This is a genomic window from Lutibacter sp. (assembly GCF_046055765.1).
Classification (GTDB): Bacteria; Bacteroidota; Bacteroidia; order Flavobacteriales; family Flavobacteriaceae; genus Lutibacter.
The window spans coordinates 17618-33623 of sequence record NZ_JASFZF010000015.1 but is presented as its reverse complement, the minus strand read 5'-3'; the positions used below and the strand labels follow the sequence as shown (position 1 = coordinate 33623).

At 27.4% G+C, this 16006-nt stretch carries 18 protein-coding genes and 1 pseudogene; 8 read left to right on the top strand and 11 right to left on the bottom strand.

Translation table 11 applies throughout. The features are described from left to right. Nucleotides 1-16: 16 nt before the first annotated feature. The 3 genes from hemG to QM495_RS01485 all read right to left on the bottom strand — a co-directional run bounded on the left by hemG (nucleotide 17) and on the right by QM495_RS01485 (nucleotide 2232). Nucleotides 17-544: a menaquinone-dependent protoporphyrinogen IX dehydrogenase gene (gene hemG, locus QM495_RS01495; RefSeq protein ID WP_408670335.1), complete on the bottom strand. Its 528-nt coding sequence runs from the start codon at nucleotides 542-544 to the stop codon at nucleotides 17-19. Between the two features lie 400 nt (nucleotides 545-944). Next, nucleotides 945-1136, bottom strand: a complete 192-nt coding sequence (locus QM495_RS01490; protein WP_408670334.1) for a cold-shock protein — start codon at nucleotides 1134-1136, stop codon at nucleotides 945-947. Between the two features lie 100 nt (nucleotides 1137-1236). After that, nucleotides 1237-2232 (bottom strand): NAD(P)H-dependent glycerol-3-phosphate dehydrogenase, encoded by a 996-nt coding sequence (locus tag QM495_RS01485; RefSeq protein WP_408670333.1) that lies wholly within the window; start codon nucleotides 2230-2232, stop codon nucleotides 1237-1239. 172 nt (nucleotides 2233-2404) lie between these two features. Between QM495_RS01485 and QM495_RS01480 the strand changes: the two genes are divergently transcribed. From QM495_RS01480 to dut, 4 genes are read left to right on the top strand one after another with little or no spacing between them, the layout of a single operon-like run. Further along, nucleotides 2405-3859: a polysaccharide biosynthesis C-terminal domain-containing protein gene (locus QM495_RS01480; RefSeq protein WP_408670332.1), complete on the top strand. Its 1455-nt coding sequence runs from the start codon at nucleotides 2405-2407 to the stop codon at nucleotides 3857-3859. Between the two features lie 4 nt (nucleotides 3860-3863). Beyond that, nucleotides 3864-4706, top strand: coding sequence for an alpha/beta hydrolase (locus QM495_RS01475; RefSeq protein ID WP_408670331.1), 843 nt, complete (start codon nucleotides 3864-3866; stop codon nucleotides 4704-4706). 3 nt (nucleotides 4707-4709) lie between these two features. Next, nucleotides 4710-5153: an SRPBCC family protein gene (locus QM495_RS01470; RefSeq protein ID WP_408670330.1), complete on the top strand. Its 444-nt coding sequence runs from the start codon at nucleotides 4710-4712 to the stop codon at nucleotides 5151-5153. A 7-nt stretch (nucleotides 5154-5160) separates the two neighbouring features. After that, nucleotides 5161-5592: a dUTP diphosphatase gene (gene dut / locus QM495_RS01465; protein WP_408670329.1), complete on the top strand. Its 432-nt coding sequence runs from the start codon at nucleotides 5161-5163 to the stop codon at nucleotides 5590-5592. An 85-nt stretch (nucleotides 5593-5677) separates the two neighbouring features. On the opposite strand, the pseudogene QM495_RS01460 reads toward dut, so the two are convergent. The 3 genes and pseudogenes from QM495_RS01460 to recA all read right to left on the bottom strand — a co-directional run. Next, nucleotides 5678-5953: pseudogene (locus QM495_RS01460) on the bottom strand (GIY-YIG nuclease family protein); the annotation flags it as partial. An 83-nt stretch (nucleotides 5954-6036) separates the two neighbouring features. Further along, nucleotides 6037-6978 carry an ABC transporter ATP-binding protein gene (locus tag QM495_RS01455; RefSeq protein ID WP_408670328.1) on the bottom strand — a complete coding sequence of 314 codons (942 nt, stop codon included), beginning with the start codon at nucleotides 6976-6978 and terminating at the stop codon, nucleotides 6037-6039. An 84-nt stretch (nucleotides 6979-7062) separates the two neighbouring features. Then, on the bottom strand, nucleotides 7063-8070 hold the full coding sequence (gene recA / locus QM495_RS01450; RefSeq protein WP_408670327.1) for a recombinase RecA: 1008 nt from the start codon (nucleotides 8068-8070) through the stop codon (nucleotides 7063-7065). Nucleotides 8071-8165: 95 nt separating this feature from the next. Here recA and QM495_RS01445 point away from each other — a divergent pair, with 95 nt between their 5' ends. Next, complete coding sequence (locus QM495_RS01445) at nucleotides 8166-8504, top strand: cupin (protein ID WP_408670326.1); 339 nt, start codon at nucleotides 8166-8168, stop codon at nucleotides 8502-8504. A 72-nt stretch (nucleotides 8505-8576) separates the two neighbouring features. Here QM495_RS01445 and QM495_RS01440 read toward each other — a convergent pair whose 3' ends face one another. The 5 genes from QM495_RS01440 to QM495_RS01420 all read right to left on the bottom strand — a co-directional run bounded on the left by QM495_RS01440 (nucleotide 8577) and on the right by QM495_RS01420 (nucleotide 12652). Further along, on the bottom strand, nucleotides 8577-9158 hold the full coding sequence (locus tag QM495_RS01440; RefSeq protein ID WP_408670325.1) for an NUDIX domain-containing protein: 582 nt from the start codon (nucleotides 9156-9158) through the stop codon (nucleotides 8577-8579). Between the two features lie 2 nt (nucleotides 9159-9160). Next, entirely contained in the window at nucleotides 9161-9607 is a 447-nt protein-coding gene (locus tag QM495_RS01435) for a GNAT family N-acetyltransferase (RefSeq protein WP_408670324.1), read from the bottom strand. 2 nt (nucleotides 9608-9609) lie between these two features. Continuing rightward, entirely contained in the window at nucleotides 9610-10515 is a 906-nt protein-coding gene (locus QM495_RS01430; protein WP_408670323.1) for a cation diffusion facilitator family transporter, read from the bottom strand. Between the two features lie 19 nt (nucleotides 10516-10534). Then, a complete protein-coding gene (gene rpiB / locus QM495_RS01425; RefSeq protein WP_408670322.1) occupies nucleotides 10535-10972 on the bottom strand; it encodes a ribose 5-phosphate isomerase B in 438 nt (145 codons plus the stop codon). Between the two features lie 753 nt (nucleotides 10973-11725). Continuing rightward, nucleotides 11726-12652, bottom strand: a complete 927-nt coding sequence (locus QM495_RS01420) for a diacylglycerol/lipid kinase family protein (RefSeq protein WP_408670321.1) — start codon at nucleotides 12650-12652, stop codon at nucleotides 11726-11728. 111 nt (nucleotides 12653-12763) lie between these two features. Between QM495_RS01420 and rnr the strand changes: the two genes are divergently transcribed. The 3 genes from rnr (at nucleotide 12764) to QM495_RS01405 (ending at nucleotide 15968) form a co-directional block, all read left to right on the top strand. Continuing rightward, nucleotides 12764-14971 (top strand): ribonuclease R, encoded by a 2208-nt coding sequence (gene rnr / locus QM495_RS01415; protein WP_408670320.1) that lies wholly within the window; start codon nucleotides 12764-12766, stop codon nucleotides 14969-14971. Nucleotides 14972-15035: 64 nt separating this feature from the next. After that, a complete protein-coding gene (locus tag QM495_RS01410; RefSeq protein WP_408670319.1) occupies nucleotides 15036-15710 on the top strand; it encodes a head GIN domain-containing protein in 675 nt (224 codons plus the stop codon). A 42-nt stretch (nucleotides 15711-15752) separates the two neighbouring features. After that, nucleotides 15753-15968, top strand: coding sequence for a twin-arginine translocase TatA/TatE family subunit (locus QM495_RS01405; RefSeq protein WP_408670318.1), 216 nt, complete (start codon nucleotides 15753-15755; stop codon nucleotides 15966-15968). Nucleotides 15969-16006: the final 38 nt, after the last annotated feature.

The window sequence follows — 16006 nt, the reverse complement described above, 5'->3', positions numbered from 1 at the left end:
TTATCAATTATAAAGCTTAAAAACTGTGAAGCGTTTCACTAAATTCTTTTACTTTATTCCAATTCGTGTATTCTATTTCAACATTTTTATTAGTAGGTCCTTTGGTCATCCACATAATAAACTGAATCATAATCCGATCGAAAAAAGGATATTTTTTATAATCTAATTTCCCAGCAAAAACTTCAACAATAGGAGGTTTCCATGTAATTGATTTAAAAAATTTAACAACATAAGGATTGGTAGTTGGGGTTTGTTTTTCGGGTTTACGAGCTACTAAATTAACTGAGAAAAATGCTGATTTTATAGTATCTAGTAGGTTTTTATTGGTATTGATAAACTCAATTATTTTTTTATGATGCACGCCGTATCTAATGCTCGAACCAATTATTAGTTTATCAAAATTAGTTATTTCTTTGTTAAATTCTTCAATAGAATAAATTGCAACTTGGTTCCCTTTTTTTAGTAATTCTTCTTGAAGAATTTTACTAATTTTTAATGTTTGTCCATCAACTGTTGCGTAGATTATTGCTATCTTAACTTTCATAGTTGTTATTTAAAATTATCGTTTTCAACTAAGCATTAAAATGCTATTTATGTTATCAAAGTTACAAAAATCGATAGCTTGTTTGTATGATATTTATCAACGTGAGTTCGATATAAGTAAAATAATACAAATTGTTGAATTAGTGCGTTTTATAGTTGTTTTGTCATTCCTGCAAAGGCAGGAATCCATAAATAGAATGCGTTTAGATTCCTGCTTTCGCAGGAATGACACCCGTTTTTACTATAGAATTTATAAATGACTAATAATCAGAAGTCTTTATGTCGAACTCCTTTAGATTTGTTTTTGTAAAATAAGCTAACTTTAAAAAATGGAAAAGGTACACAAAAAAGCCAGTCAATTAAATTGACTGGCTTGAGTTTTTTAAAAAAATGTAACGTTATTAAATTACTTTAACATTTACTGCGTTCATTCCTTTTTTACCTTCTTTAAGCTCAAATTCAACTACATCACCTTCTCTAATTTCATCAATTAAGCCTGAAACGTGTACAAAATAGTCTGTACCTGAACCTTCTTCTGTTACAAATCCAAAACCTTTAGATTCGTTAAAAAATTTTACTGTACCTTTTTTCATTAGTTTTTATTAAAATATTAAAGTACAAAGATAGTTTTATTTCAGTCTTAAAAGTCTCTTTTTTTTAAAATATTTTTAACTAAAAAAGCATAAACATTTGTTAATCTAATAGTTCTGTTAATTTTTTAAAAATGCTCTTTGGATTTTTGTTTTCATATAATATTGCATAAACAGCATTAATTATTGGTGTTTTAGCATTATTTTTTTTATTTAATAAATACGCACTTTTTGATGCATAATACCCTTCAGCAATCATACTCATTTCCATCATGGCACTTTTTACAGTGTAGCCTTTACCTATCATATTTCCAAACATTCTATTTCTACTAAAAACGGAATAGCCTGTAACTAATAAATCGCCTAAATAAGCTGAATTATTGATGTTTCGCTTCATTTTGTGCACTTTTTTAATAAAGCGTTTCATTTCTCGAATAGAATTAGACATTAATACCGACTGAAAATTATCTCCATAGCCTAATCCGTGTGCAATTCCGGCAGCAATAGCAAAAATATTCTTCAACATTGCTGCATATTCTGTACCAATAATATCATCCGAAATTTTAGTTTTTATATAATTGCTAGAAAGATATTTAGCTACTAATTTTGAATTTATTGGATTTTGACACGCAATTGTTAAATACGATAAACGTTCCATGGCAACTTCTTCAGCATGACAAGGACCTGTGATTACACCAATATTTTCGAAAGGAATTTTATAATGTTGATGAAAATGTTGTCCCACAATTAATCCTGTTTCAGGTACAATACCTTTAATGGCAGAAAATATTATTTTTGAAGAAAAATCTTCGGTTATTTTGTCTAACTCTACTTTTACAAATGCTGAAGGAATTGCAAAAATTAAAACATCAGCATATTGCACCATTTGATTAATATCGCTTGATAAATAAAGCTGATCTACATTAAACTCTGCCGAACTTAAATAATTTGGGTTGTGCTCATTCTCTTTTATATAATCAATAGAGTTTTGATTTCGCATATACCAACCAACTTGTTCCAAATTTTCACACAACATTTTTACAATGGCGGTTGCCCAACTTCCGCCTCCAAAAACAGCTATTTTAGGTTTTTTACTCATTTATAAAGTTTAAGAAATCAAATGTAAACAAACTAAAAGTAAGACCAAAACATATAAGCTTAACAATTGTTGAAGTTATATTATTAAATAAAATCAATTTTTTACGTTCCTTTATAAACCGAAATCTTTTGTACATTTATGCGATGAATCTTTGTTACAATAACAATCACTATTGAGCGCACTTAAACGATTTTTTAAAGACACCATTATTTACGGAATTGCAGCCGTATTACCACGCGTAATTAATTTTTTGTTGGTTCGTGTGCATACGGATGCTTTACCCGCTAATAATTATGCTGAAAATACCAATTTTTACATTTGGGCAGCATTATTTTCTGTGCTATTAACCTTTGGAATGGAAACTGCTTTTTTTCGGTTCTATAAAGCTGAAGAAAAAAAAGATTCGTTAATTTCAACAGCATTTATAAGTGTGTTTGTTTCAGCAGTACTTTTTGTTTTAATTGCATTTTTATTTTCTGACTTTTTTACACAAATTTTTGATTTTGGTGGAAATCCATTGCAACTTAAATTACTGATTGGAATTTTAGCAATAGACACGTTAGCTGTAATACCATTTGCATATTTACGCGCCTCAAACCGACCAATTAGATACACCATAATTAAATTAATAAATGTTGTAATAATTGTAAGTATTAATTTATTGTTTTTAAAATTTATACCGCAGTTTTTAAATGAAGGAAAAAGCATTCCACTATTTCTAAATAACCTTTTTAACAGTACGCAAATTGTTAATTTTATATTTATTGCTAATATTGTTGGAAGTGCTATTTCATTGCTGTTATTGCTTCCGTATTTATTAAAATTTAACTGGAGTTTTAATACCGTTTTATTTAAAAAAATGCTCTCCTATTCTTGGCCAATTGCTGTTGCTGGTGTTGCTTATGTAATTAATGAAAATTTAGATAAAATTTTAATTGGAAAATTGATAGATAAAAATGCTATGGGAATATACGCAGCTTGTTACAAGCTAGCTATTTTTATGAATTTATACATTATGGCTTTTCGTTTAGGAGCTGAGCCTTTCTTTTTTAACCACGCCGATAAAAAAGATGCTAAAAAAACGTACGCTAAAATTTTAAACTATTTTATAATTGTTGGGGCATTGGTTTTTGTTGGAATAGTTGTTTTTATTGATATTTTAAAACAATTATTTATCAATGAAGCGTATTGGGAAGCTATTGTTATTGTGCCAATTGTATTGCTAGCTAACTTATTTTTAGGCGTTTACCACAACTTAGCTATTTGGTATAAACTAACTGATAAAACTCGTTATGCAATGCTGTTTTCAATTGTAGGCGCACTAATTACTATACTTATGAATGTAGTTTTAATTCCGAAAATTGGATTTATAGCTTCTGCTTGGGCAACACTTGCAGCTTACGGAACTATGATGGTTCTCTCCTATTTTATCGGAAAAAAACATTATCCGGTTCCGTATAATTTAAAAAAAATTGGAAGTTATTTGATAGCTTCAATTGTAATTTCATTTGTTTCATTTCAATATTTTAGAGAAAATTATTTAGTTTCTGTAGCGCTTGTTTTAGCATTTGGAGTCTTAATTTTTTGGAATGAAAAAAAGGAATTATTCACAATTTTGAAACAATAGTTTTATGAAAAAAATCACAAACTTTTTTATTATTTATTGTTTTACAACTTCTTTAATTTTTGCCCAACATACTTCTAAAAAAATATCTACTGCAGCTATAAATGTTGGTATTTTAAAAAAGGAATTTATTATTCCAAATCTCAATACTATCAGTCATAAAATTTGGGTGTATTTACCACCAAATTATACTGAAACTTCAAAAAAATATCCTGTTATTTATATGCATGATGCTCAAAATCTATTTAACAATACAACGTCATATATTGGAGAATGGGAAGTAGATGAAACCTTAAATAATTTATTCGAAAAAACTGGAAAAGGATTTATTGTTGTTGCTGTTGAAAATGGAGGAAACGAACGAATTAATGAATACACACCTTGGAGAAATAAGAAATATGGTGGTGGAAAAGGCGTAATTTATATCGATTTTATTGTGAATACTTTAAAACCTTATGTTGATGCTCATTACCGAACTAAGAAACAAGCAAAATATACCAGTTTAATAGGGAGCTCTTTAGGTGGTTTAATTTCTTATTACGGCGGATTAAAATATCCTAAAACCTTTGGGAAAATTGGAGCTTTATCTACGTCGTTTTGGTTTTCAAATAAAGTTATTGATTTTACTAAAAAATATGGAACAACTTCTAAAATAAAACTGTATTTATATGTTGGAGGAAAAGAAGGAGATTCGATGGATTCAGATACAAAAAACATGAAAAACTTATTAATTGCAACAGGTTTTCCTTCAAAAAATATAACTGTTAGTATTAATCTACAAGGAAAACATAATGAAACCGCTTGGAAAAACGAATTTTTAAAAGTTGTTTCTTGGCTTTATAATAAGTAGAAAATGACAACAAAAGAAACACCTGTTATTGTAGAGGAAATATTTCAAGTACCCACAAATAAAATATGGGAGGCTATTACGAGTATTTATAAAATGAAACTCTGGTATTTTGACAATATCCCTGATTTTAAACCAGTAGTTGGATTTAAGACTGAATTTAATGTGAAGTCTGAAGATCGAAATTTTTTACATCAATGGGAAATTACCGAAGTAATACCTCTTAAAAAAATTACCTATAAGTGGCATTTTAAAGATTATCAAGGAGATGCTTTGGTTCATTTTGAAATATTTTCAACTAAAAAAGAAACTATTTTACGCGTTACAAATGAAGTTATTAGCAATTTTTCGAATGATATTCCTGAGTTTAAAAGAGAAAGTTGTTTAGAAGGTTGGAATTATTTTATAAAAGACAGATTTAAAAATTATATAGAAAAAACTACTAAATAAAACACAAATGAAAGTTCAAATTATTAATAAATCAACACACGAAAACCCTAATTATGAAACCATTGCATCAGCCGGAATGGATTTACGAGCTAATATTTCGGAAGCAATTACTTTAAAACCTTTAGAACGTGCCATTGTTAAAACGGGTTTATTTATTGCATTGCCTGTAGGAACAGAAGCACAAGTACGTCCGCGAAGTGGCCTAGCGGCAAAGAAAGGAATTACAGTGCTCAATTCTCCTGGAACTATTGACGCAGATTACAGAGGTGAAATTGGTGTAATTTTAGTAAATTTATCTAACGATGATTTTGTAATAAATGATGGTGAACGAATTGCACAATTAGTTATTGCAAAACATGAACGTGCTGAATGGGATATTGTTGAAAGTTTAAGTGAAACTGAGCGTGGAGCTGGTGGTTTTGGCTCTACTGGAGTTTAACGTCATTGCGAAAGAGGTACGATTGAAGCAATCTGCTCATTAAAACCTATAGATTACTTCTTTGTTACCAATCCTCATAACGACGTTAGAATTCAAAAATCCAATCTTGTGATAAATCAGCCCAATTAGGATTCATTGAGTTAATTAGATTTTCCTTTTTATTTCTATTTCTAAATTTTAATTGTTTTTCTCTCAGTATAGCATCATTTATATATGAAAACTCTTCAAAATAAATAAGCTTATCGCAATTATATTTGTAAGTAAACCCTTTATATTTTTTTGTTTTGTGTTCAAAAATTCGTTTAACTAAATTTGAAGTAATACCAATATAAATAACTGTGTTATTTTTATTGGTTAGTAAATAAACAAAGTAACCTGTTACTTTTTAGAAATAAACAAAAAGATTACTTCGTCGTTACCACTCCTCGTAATGACGAGATTTTATTATACTATTTCAATAAATACTTCTTTACCTATATTTAGTGAAGTCGAGTGTTCAAAAAATACAATCGTGTTTTTTAATTTAGCTTCAATTAAGTAATGATTTCCTTTAAAATAGGTTGAAATTACACTTGCTTTTATGTTTGAATTTTTAACTAATTTTAGTTGATTTGGGTACTTTAAAATTGTTTTTTTAGAAATACTATTTAAGTCTAATTCATGTAAAGGAATTTCATTTATTTCGTTAAAAAAAGAAGCTACATACGCTGATTTTTTATTATTATAAATAGTTTCTGGAGTTCCTTTTACATCTATTTTAGCATCTTTTAAAACAATAATTTCATCAGCAAAAGAAAGTGCGTCGGTGGTATCATGAGTTGCAACAATACATGTTATATTTTTCACTTTTAAATACTTAAAAAGACTTCTTCTTAGTTTGTTTTTTCTAAAATTATCAATATGACTAAATGGCTCATCTAGCAATAAAAGTTCTGGTTCTTTTGCTATTACTTTTGCAATAGCAACACGTTGTTTTTGACCACCACTTAAATTTTTTACTTTCGTTTTTAAAAAGTCAGTCATATCAACAACTTCTAATAATTCTTGAATGCGTTGTTGTTTATTTGAATCTAAACTAGATATATTTTTACCTATATTTTCTTCAACAGTTATATAAGGCATTAAATCGAAATCTTGTGGAAGGTATTTTATAAAATCTTCCCCTGGAATTAAGTGAAAATTTGGTCCTAATAATTTTTTATTACTCCAATAAACAGCACCTTTTTCAATATGAAGTAATCCGTAAATAATTTCTAAAAGTGTACTTTTTCCACAACCACTTTCACCTACAACTGCAACATAAGCGCCTTTGTTTATAGTAAAACTAATGTTTTTAAGAACTTCTTTTGAAGTGTAACCAAACGATATGTTATCTACTTTTAGCATCAATTAAAAAACCGTCAAAGCGAACCCAAAAGAAACATATTGCTTCATTTCATTCACAATGACGGTTTTTATTTAATTTTTTAATTATTCTGCTGAATTAATAGCTTCTTTAATTTTAGTTTCTAATTCTTCAGCTAAATCTGGATTGTCTTGTATTAATGCTTTTACAGCATCTCTTCCTTGTCCTAATTTAGTTTCTCCATAACTAAACCATGAACCACTTTTTTTAATAATTCCAAATTCAACGCCTAAATCTAATATTTCACCTGTTTTAGAAATTCCTTTTCCGTACATAATATCAAATTCAGCAATTCTAAATGGCGGTGCTACTTTATTTTTTACAACTTTAACCTTCGTCATATTTCCTATCACTCTATCTCCGTCTTTTAATTGGGTTCTTCTTCTAATATCTAAACGAACTGATGCATAAAACTTTAAAGCATTACCTCCCGTTGTTGTTTCTGGATTTCCAAACATGACACCAATTTTTTCACGTAATTGGTTAATGAAAATTACAGTACATTTTGTTTTATGAATAGTACCTGTTAATTTACGAAGTGCTTGAGACATTAAACGTGCGTGTAATCCCATTTTAGAATCACCCATTTCACCTTCAATTTCACTTTTTGGTGTTAATGCTGCAACAGAGTCAATTACAATAATATCAATAGCTCCTGAGCTAATTAAATTATCGGCAATTTCTAATGCTTGTTCTCCGTAATCTGGTTGAGAAATAATTAAATTATCAATATCTACTCCTAAATTTTGAGCATAATAGCGATCAAAGGCGTGTTCAGCATCAATAAAAGCAGCGATACCTCCAGCTTTTTGAGCTTCAGCAATAGCATGTAATGTTAGGGTTGTTTTACCTGAAGATTCTGGTCCGTATATTTCAATAACTCTTCCGCGCGGATAACCACCAACTCCTAAAGCTAAATCTAAACCTAATGAACCTGTTGAAATTGCATCTATATCTTCTATAGCAATATCACCCATTTTCATTACTGTACCTTTCCCGTATGATTTATCTAATTTATCTAATGTGAGTTGTAATGCTTTTAATTTTGCTGCTTTTTCTTTATCGTCTACCATAATTTTAATAAAATTAGTTAAAATAGTTTGTTGCTAAAATATAAAAAAGTATTGAGTATATTTGATGTTTATTTATAATTCTATCAACCATTTTTATGAAAAAATCATCATTATTAGAAAATATAGCTTACAACGATTCTAAACCATCAATATCTGTGCTTTTTGAAACAGAAACTACCAAAGAAATTAGAATTGTGTTTAAAAAAAACCAGTTCATGAAAGAACATAAAACTTCGTTTCCTATTACTGTTGAAATTTTTGAAGGAATTATTGATTTTGGTGTAAATGGTACAATCTATAATTTAGTGAAAGGTGATTTGGTATCGTTAGATGCAAGTGTTCCACACGATTTGGTAGCAAAAAAAGATAGTATTGTGCGCTTAACCTTATCTAAATTAGATACTGTAGATAGAGTTATTAAGGTTACGGAATAATACGTTTTTAGATAGTTTTTTTACTTTTAATAGCTTGGATATCATTCCTACCAAGGCAGGAATGATAATTTTTTACAGCAACTTATTTATTTGAGCATATTGCAAAAGTATCACTGTTTTAGCATCTTGTATTTCACCTTTTGAAATCATAATTAATGCTTTTTTAAAGCTAATCTCTAATACTTCTATTTCTTCTGATTCTGAAACTAAACCACCACCTTCACTTATTTTCATAGTGTCATTAACTTCAACAATAAAATAATGTATTCGTTCGGTAACTGCACCTGGTGAAGAATAAAGTTCTAAAATTTTTGTAGCATTATTAATTTTATAACCAATTTCTTCTTTAACTTCATTTATAATACAAGTTAAAGGATCGTTTTTATCTAATAAACCAGCACAAACTTCAATTAACATTCCGTTAGAATTACCATTTAAATAGGTTGGCATTCTAAATTGTTTAGTTAAAATAACTGTTTTTTTTATCGAATTATATACTAAAATTGCTGCGCCATCTCCTCTATTATAACTTTCTCTATTCTGATTTTGCCACTGACCGTTTTTCGTTTTAAAATCGAAATTCACTTTATCTAATATGTACCAATCATTCGATAAGTTTTTGATATTTTTTATTTTAATATTGGTATTAGACATTTTTATTGATTTTTAAGCATTCCAATATGAGGAATTCCATCTTCTAAATACTCCTCACCTATTTTTAAAAATCCGTGAGATTCGTAAAATTTCTTTAAATAAGTTTGAGCAGAAATTTTTATAGAAGTTTCATTAAAATACTTTTTTATTGCTTTTATAGAATGTTTTATAATTACATGACCATAACCAAATTCACGTTCTTTTTTTGCAACAACTACTCTACCAATACTTGCTTTTGTAAAATAATCTCCTGGTTTAAAAATACGTGTATACGCAATAATTTTATTATTTTTAACACCAATTACGTGTAATGCTTTTTGATCTTTACCATCTACATCTTGATATACACAATCTTGTTCTACCACAAAAACTTCTGAACGTAATTGAAGTATTGCATACAATTCATTGGTAGTTAATTCAGAAAATGATTTAGTAATAACTTGCAACATTATTAATCTTGTTTTATAATTTCTTTACTATCATCTCTCTTAAATTCTGGTTGAAGTGTACTATGGAAAATATGAAAATTTTCAGCTAAAATATTTTCAATTTTTTCACAAACTAAATCAAAATCAGATAATTGTACATTTTTTCTAAATTCAATGTGTGCTTCAAAATGACAATCGTGATCATTTAATTGCCAAATATGAACGTGATGAATATTTCTAACTTCTTTTATTTTTATAATTTCATTTTCAACAGCTGAAATTTTTATATGTTCTGGAGCAAATAACATTAAAATTTTTAAAGAACTTACTAAAATACTCCAACTTATATAAATTAAATATACTGATATTAGTAATGTTAATAATGCATCAACCCAATAAATTTGGTAGTATTTCATTAATAAACCACCTATTAACACCGCTACAGATGTAAGCATATCTGTTAATAAATGCAAATAAGCTGCTTTCATATTTAGGTTATGATTTGCATCTTTTTTTAATAACAACACACTAAAACCATTTACCGCAATACCTAAAACTGCTAACCAAATAACTAGATTACTATTAATTTCTTGTGGACTATTAAAACGTTTAAAAGCTTCAATTCCTAAAACTACTGCAATAACTACTAATGAGGATGCATTTATAAATGCAGCAATAATTTCAGCTCTTTTATACCCAAAAGTGTGTTGTGGTGTTTGTTTCTTTTTACGAGCTAATATATTAGCTACATAACTTATAATTAATGAAATTACATCAGAAAAATTATGAACTGCGTCGGAGATTAAAGCTAAACTTCCTGAAATAAATCCGCCAATAAGTTGAGCCAGTGTAATTATTAAATTTAAAATTATTGAAAATAATAATTTTTTTCCTGTTAATGTAGAATGGGAATGATTACGATGGCTCATTACTTATTATTTTAATAAATTAACAACAGTTAGTTGGTATTTTATTTACACGTGTTTGATGACGTCCACCTTCAAAAGATGTATTTAAAAATATCTCCACAAAACCTAATGCTTGTTGTAGCGAAACAAACCTTGCTGGAATACTTAAAACATTTGCATTGTTATGTAAACGAGCTAATTCAACTAGTTCATTATTCCAACAAAGTGCTGCTCTAATTCCTTGATGTTTATTTGCAGTTATTTGAGCTCCGTTACCACTTCCGCAAATAATAATTCCTAATTCGGCTTTATTATTTTCTACAGCATTTGCAACCGGATGAATAGCATCAGGATAGTCCATACTATCATTAGTATCGGTTCCAAAATTTAAAATTTCAATACCTTTACTTTTTAATAATTTAATAATTTCGAATTTATATGCTGTTCCTGCGTGATCATTACCAATTGCAATTGTCATAAATAAAATTTTAGTTAATTATAAAGTACAAAAATACAAATTCACAGTTATTAACAACTAAAAATACAAATGTTAATAGTAATTTTTAAATGGTTGATTTACAATTACTTTACATAAAAGTAACATTGTGTATAAAAAATGACTTAAAAAAGAAAACTATTTTTTGTAGTGTTATATATATTTCATAATACAAGAATAGCTTTTTAATTACCAAATTTTTTTATTGATTTTTTAAAAGAAGTTGTTAACCAATTATAGACCTATTATAAACATTATGAAATATTAAACTTATTAACAAAAATTGGTTAATGAACATATTTTATAAAATGTTTATAACCATATAATTTTATTGATTTTTAAGCTTTTAAATAAATAATAGGTTGTTAATATCTATTAATAAGTGATACATAAAAATTTAAGAGTAGTTTTTTATTGTATCTATTAACACACTATCATAACAACCATTTCTTTTTAAAATTTTTAATAAAACTTTTTATTATATATATAGTTGTTAATAACCTTTATAATTAAATTTTAATTGAGAGTTTTAAAATTTTAGGACTTGTAGTAACAGTTTCTATATTTTCTTGAGAAATAAAAGAATTGTTAATACTCTTTATAGTGAAGTAAATTCCTATAAAAAAAATAACAAAAAACAAAAATATAATTTTATATAACCGTTTCATTATAATAGTGTTGTATGTTAAAAAGACTATTAATATTAATAGTTGTTACACTTTTATTAATAAAATTTTAACTACTTTTAGTAGAAACAATAAAATTAAGAGCTTTTGGTAGTAATTCTACTTTGAAATTACCGAATCCAATTAATTCACCATCAGCTTGAATGTATGTTTTTTCATTACTTAAAACCTTAATATATAAACACGTAGTTTTTTCTGTACTCACTAATTTATGATTGGTAATAGTACCGTTAAATAAACCTAAAATATTAGTTAAAATGGTAAATAAACTTATTTTTTGAATGTAAGAAATATCAAATAAACCATCAGCCGGATTTACATTTTTAGTTAACTGCATTCCCCCTCCAGAATAGTTACACAAACCAATTAATAGTAATAAAAATTTACCTTTTAATAATTTATTATTAAATTTAATTTCTAATTTAGGTTTTTTAAAATTAGTTAAACTTACTAAAGCACCTACTAAATAAGCCAACCTACCTAATTTTTTATACTTATTTACGTTATTAACAACATAACCGTCAAATCCAATACCAGCTAAATTATTAAAATATACTGTTTTATTGGTAGTTGTAATTAGTAGTTTACCAATATCTTGTTGAATAATGTATTCATTTTTAATTAATTGAATTGCTTTTTTATAATTTTTAGGAATGTGGTAGGTTTTTATCCAATCATTACCAGTTCCAATAGCAATTATTCCTAGTTTTATTTTTGTAATATTTATAGGATTTAAACTTAAAATTCCGTTAACTATATGATGTAAAGTACCATCACCACCAACACAAATAAACTTTGTAAAACCTTGTTTTATAGCATTTTGAATTAATTTTATTGAATGTTTTTCATATTCTGTGAACAAAAATTTAAAATCAAAATTTTGATTCGTTAATTCATTATAAATCTTTAGCCATTTTTTTTTAGCTGCACCATTTCCAGAAGCAGGATTTACAATAATAAACCATTTATTTTGCATACAGAAACTATTAAAATCAGCACAAAATACAAATTGTAATTTATATAACTTATTATTAACTAATATCAAGTGTAATTATTCGTAATTTTGTTAATAATTAAATAAAAATGAATGTCGAAAAGAAAAATTTATAAAAAAAAAGGAAATATTATTAAAGATTTAACTAGAAAAATTTTACAACTATTAAATCAATCCCCAAGTCAAAGTTTTAATTATAAGCAAATTGCTTCAAAATTAGATTTTACGGATGCTAATACAAAAAATCAAATTATTCAAAAATTAGAAGCATTAAAATCACAACAAAAAGTAGAAGAAGTAGAACGAGGAAAGTTTAAAATACTTCCAATGGATAAATATTATATTGGGACAATTGATGCTACTACTAATGGAAACGGCTATTTTATTTGTGACGATTTAGAACATGATATTTACATTCCTGCTCGGAATTTAAATAAAGCATTAGATAAGGACACAGTTAAAATTTATGTGTATAACCGTAGAAATAGTAAAAAACAAGAAGGTGATGTTGTTGAAATTATAAAACGTTTTAAAACCGAATTTGTTGGCGTTTTACAATTAAATAGAAATTTTGGTTTTGTTGTACCTGATGATTCAAAAATGTATGCTGATATTTTCATTCCTCAAAAAAAATTACAAGGAGCTAAAGATGGTGTAAAAGTATTAGTTGAAATTACAGATTGGCCAGCTAATTCTAAAAATCCGTTTGGAAAAATAAAAGAAATTTTAGGAATGCCAGGTGATCACGATACTGAAATTCATTCCATTCTTTTAGAATATGGTTTACCTTACAAATTTCCAGAAAATGTAGAAGCTGAAGCAGCTAAAATTCCATTAGAAATTTCAAAAAATGAAATTGCAAAACGTAGAGATATGCGAAAAGATACTACGTTTACAATTGATCCAAAAGATGCTAAAGATTTTGATGATGCATTGTCTTTTGAAGTATTAGAAAATGGAAATTATGAAATTGGAATTCATATTGCTGATGTTTCATATTATGTACAAGAAAACACCATTTTAGAAGATGAAGCTTATAGTCGTGCAACATCTGTTTATTTGGTTGATAGAGTAGTACCAATGCTTCCAGAAGTATTATCAAATGGTGTTTGTTCTCTTAGACCAAATGAAGAAAAGTTAACGTTTTCAGCAGTTTTTGAAGTGAATGGTAAAGCACAAATTGTAAATGAATGGTTTGGAAGAACTATCACCTATTCAGATAAAAGATTTGCGTATGAAGAAGCACAGGAAATTATTGAAACGAAATCAAATAAAATTCCTTCAGAAATATCAATTACTGGAGAAGAATATACTGTTGAACCTAAAATAGTTTCAGCAATTTTAATACTTGATACACTTGCAAAAAAACTTCGAAAAAAACGTTTACAACAAGGGGCTATTACTTTTGATAGAGTAGAAGTAAAGTTTAATTTAAATGAAAAATCGGAACCGATTGGTGTGTTCTTTAAGGAATCTAAAGATGCTAATAAACTAATTGAAGAATTTATGTTGTTAGCAAACCGTAAAGTAGCTGAATTTATTGGTAAAAGTAAAGGCGTACCAAGTAAAAACACCTTTATTTATCGTGTTCATGACGAACCAAATTTAGATAAATTAGAAGCACTTCAAACTATTGTTAGTAAATTTGGATACAAAAATAAAATTGATACAAAAGATAAAAAAACAACATCAAGTACTTTAAATCAATTGTTAAAAGATGTACACGGAACAGGTGAAGCTAATATGATTGAAACTTTAGCAGTTCGCTCTATGAGTAAAGCTGAATATACCACTCAAAATATTGGTCATTATGGTTTAGCTTTTGATTATTATAGCCACTTTACATCACCAATTAGAAGATATCCTGATGTAATGACTCACAGATTGTTACAACATTATTTAGCTGGTGGGAAATCTCCAAAAGCTGAAATTTATGAAGAAAAATGTAAACACGCTTCAGAAATGGAATATTTAGCTTCAAGAGCTGAGCGTGATTCTATAAAATATATGCAAGTGAAATATATGGCAAATCATAAAGATCAAGAGTTTGAAGGTGTAATTTCTGGCGTAACAGAGTGGGGAATTTATGTTGAAATTATTGAGAATAAATGTGAAGGAATGTGTAGAATTCGTGAAATAAAAGATGATTATTATATTTATGATGAAAAACAATACGCTTTGGTTGGGCAATCAACAAAAAATATGTACCAATTAGGAGAACACGTATTAATAAAAGTAAAAAACACGGATTTAGAGCGTAAACATTTAGATTTTACACTACTAGATAAGATTAATAAATAATTAACTTCAAAAGGCACAATTATTGTTTATTTTGGTAGTTATACTAAGAAAATAGATTTTAAAAATGAAAAAACTAGCATTATTACTCACATTAATTTGTTCAATAGTATTTGCACAAGAACCAATTACAAAAAATTTAGGAGATTTTAATACGTTAAAAGTCTTTAATGGTTTAACAGTTAAAATCCAGCGATCTTCAACATCTAAAATTGAAATATCAGGTAAAAAAGCTGATGATGTTTCTGTGAAAAATTCCAACGGAATATTAAAAATCCGTTTAAAATTTCCTGAAGGTTTTGCTTCAGAAGATGTCACTATAAAATTGTATTACAATAGCGTAATTAATATATTAGATGCTAATGAAGGAGCTCAAATTACTTCAGAAGAAGTACTTAAACAACAACATTTAGAAGTTAAAGTACAGGAAGGAGCTTTTATTAACATTCCAATTGATACAAAATATTTAGTAGTAAAATCGGTTTCAGGAGGAGCTATTTCTTTAACAGGAGCTACTCAAAATCAAACAATTGAAGCAACTACAGGAGGTATTTATGAGGCGTTTGATTTACAAAGTAAACAAGCAATTGTAACTGCAGCTTCAGGTGCTAGAGTAGAAGTTAAAATTAGTGAAGTGTTAGATGCTAAAGTACGTTTTGGTGGTACAATTTTTTATAAAGGAACTCCTGAAGTTTTAAAAACTAAAAAAATAATTGGAGGTACTATTAAAAATAAAAATTAATTTTGAATTTATTACTATCTTTGTAACTTAAAATTTTAAAACATGAATGCATTATACATATTTTTAGGAATGGTTGGTCCTTGGCAAATAGCAGTAATTGTTGCTTTGGTATTATTATTATTTGGTGGGAAGAAAATACCAGAATTAATGAAAGGCCTTGGTGGTGGAATTAAAGAGTTTAAAAAAGCTTCTCAAGATGATGATGATGATAAAAAAGACGATAAAAAAGACGATAAAAAGATAGACGATAAAAAATAAGAGATACTACTTATATAAAAAAAACCTGTACAATTTGT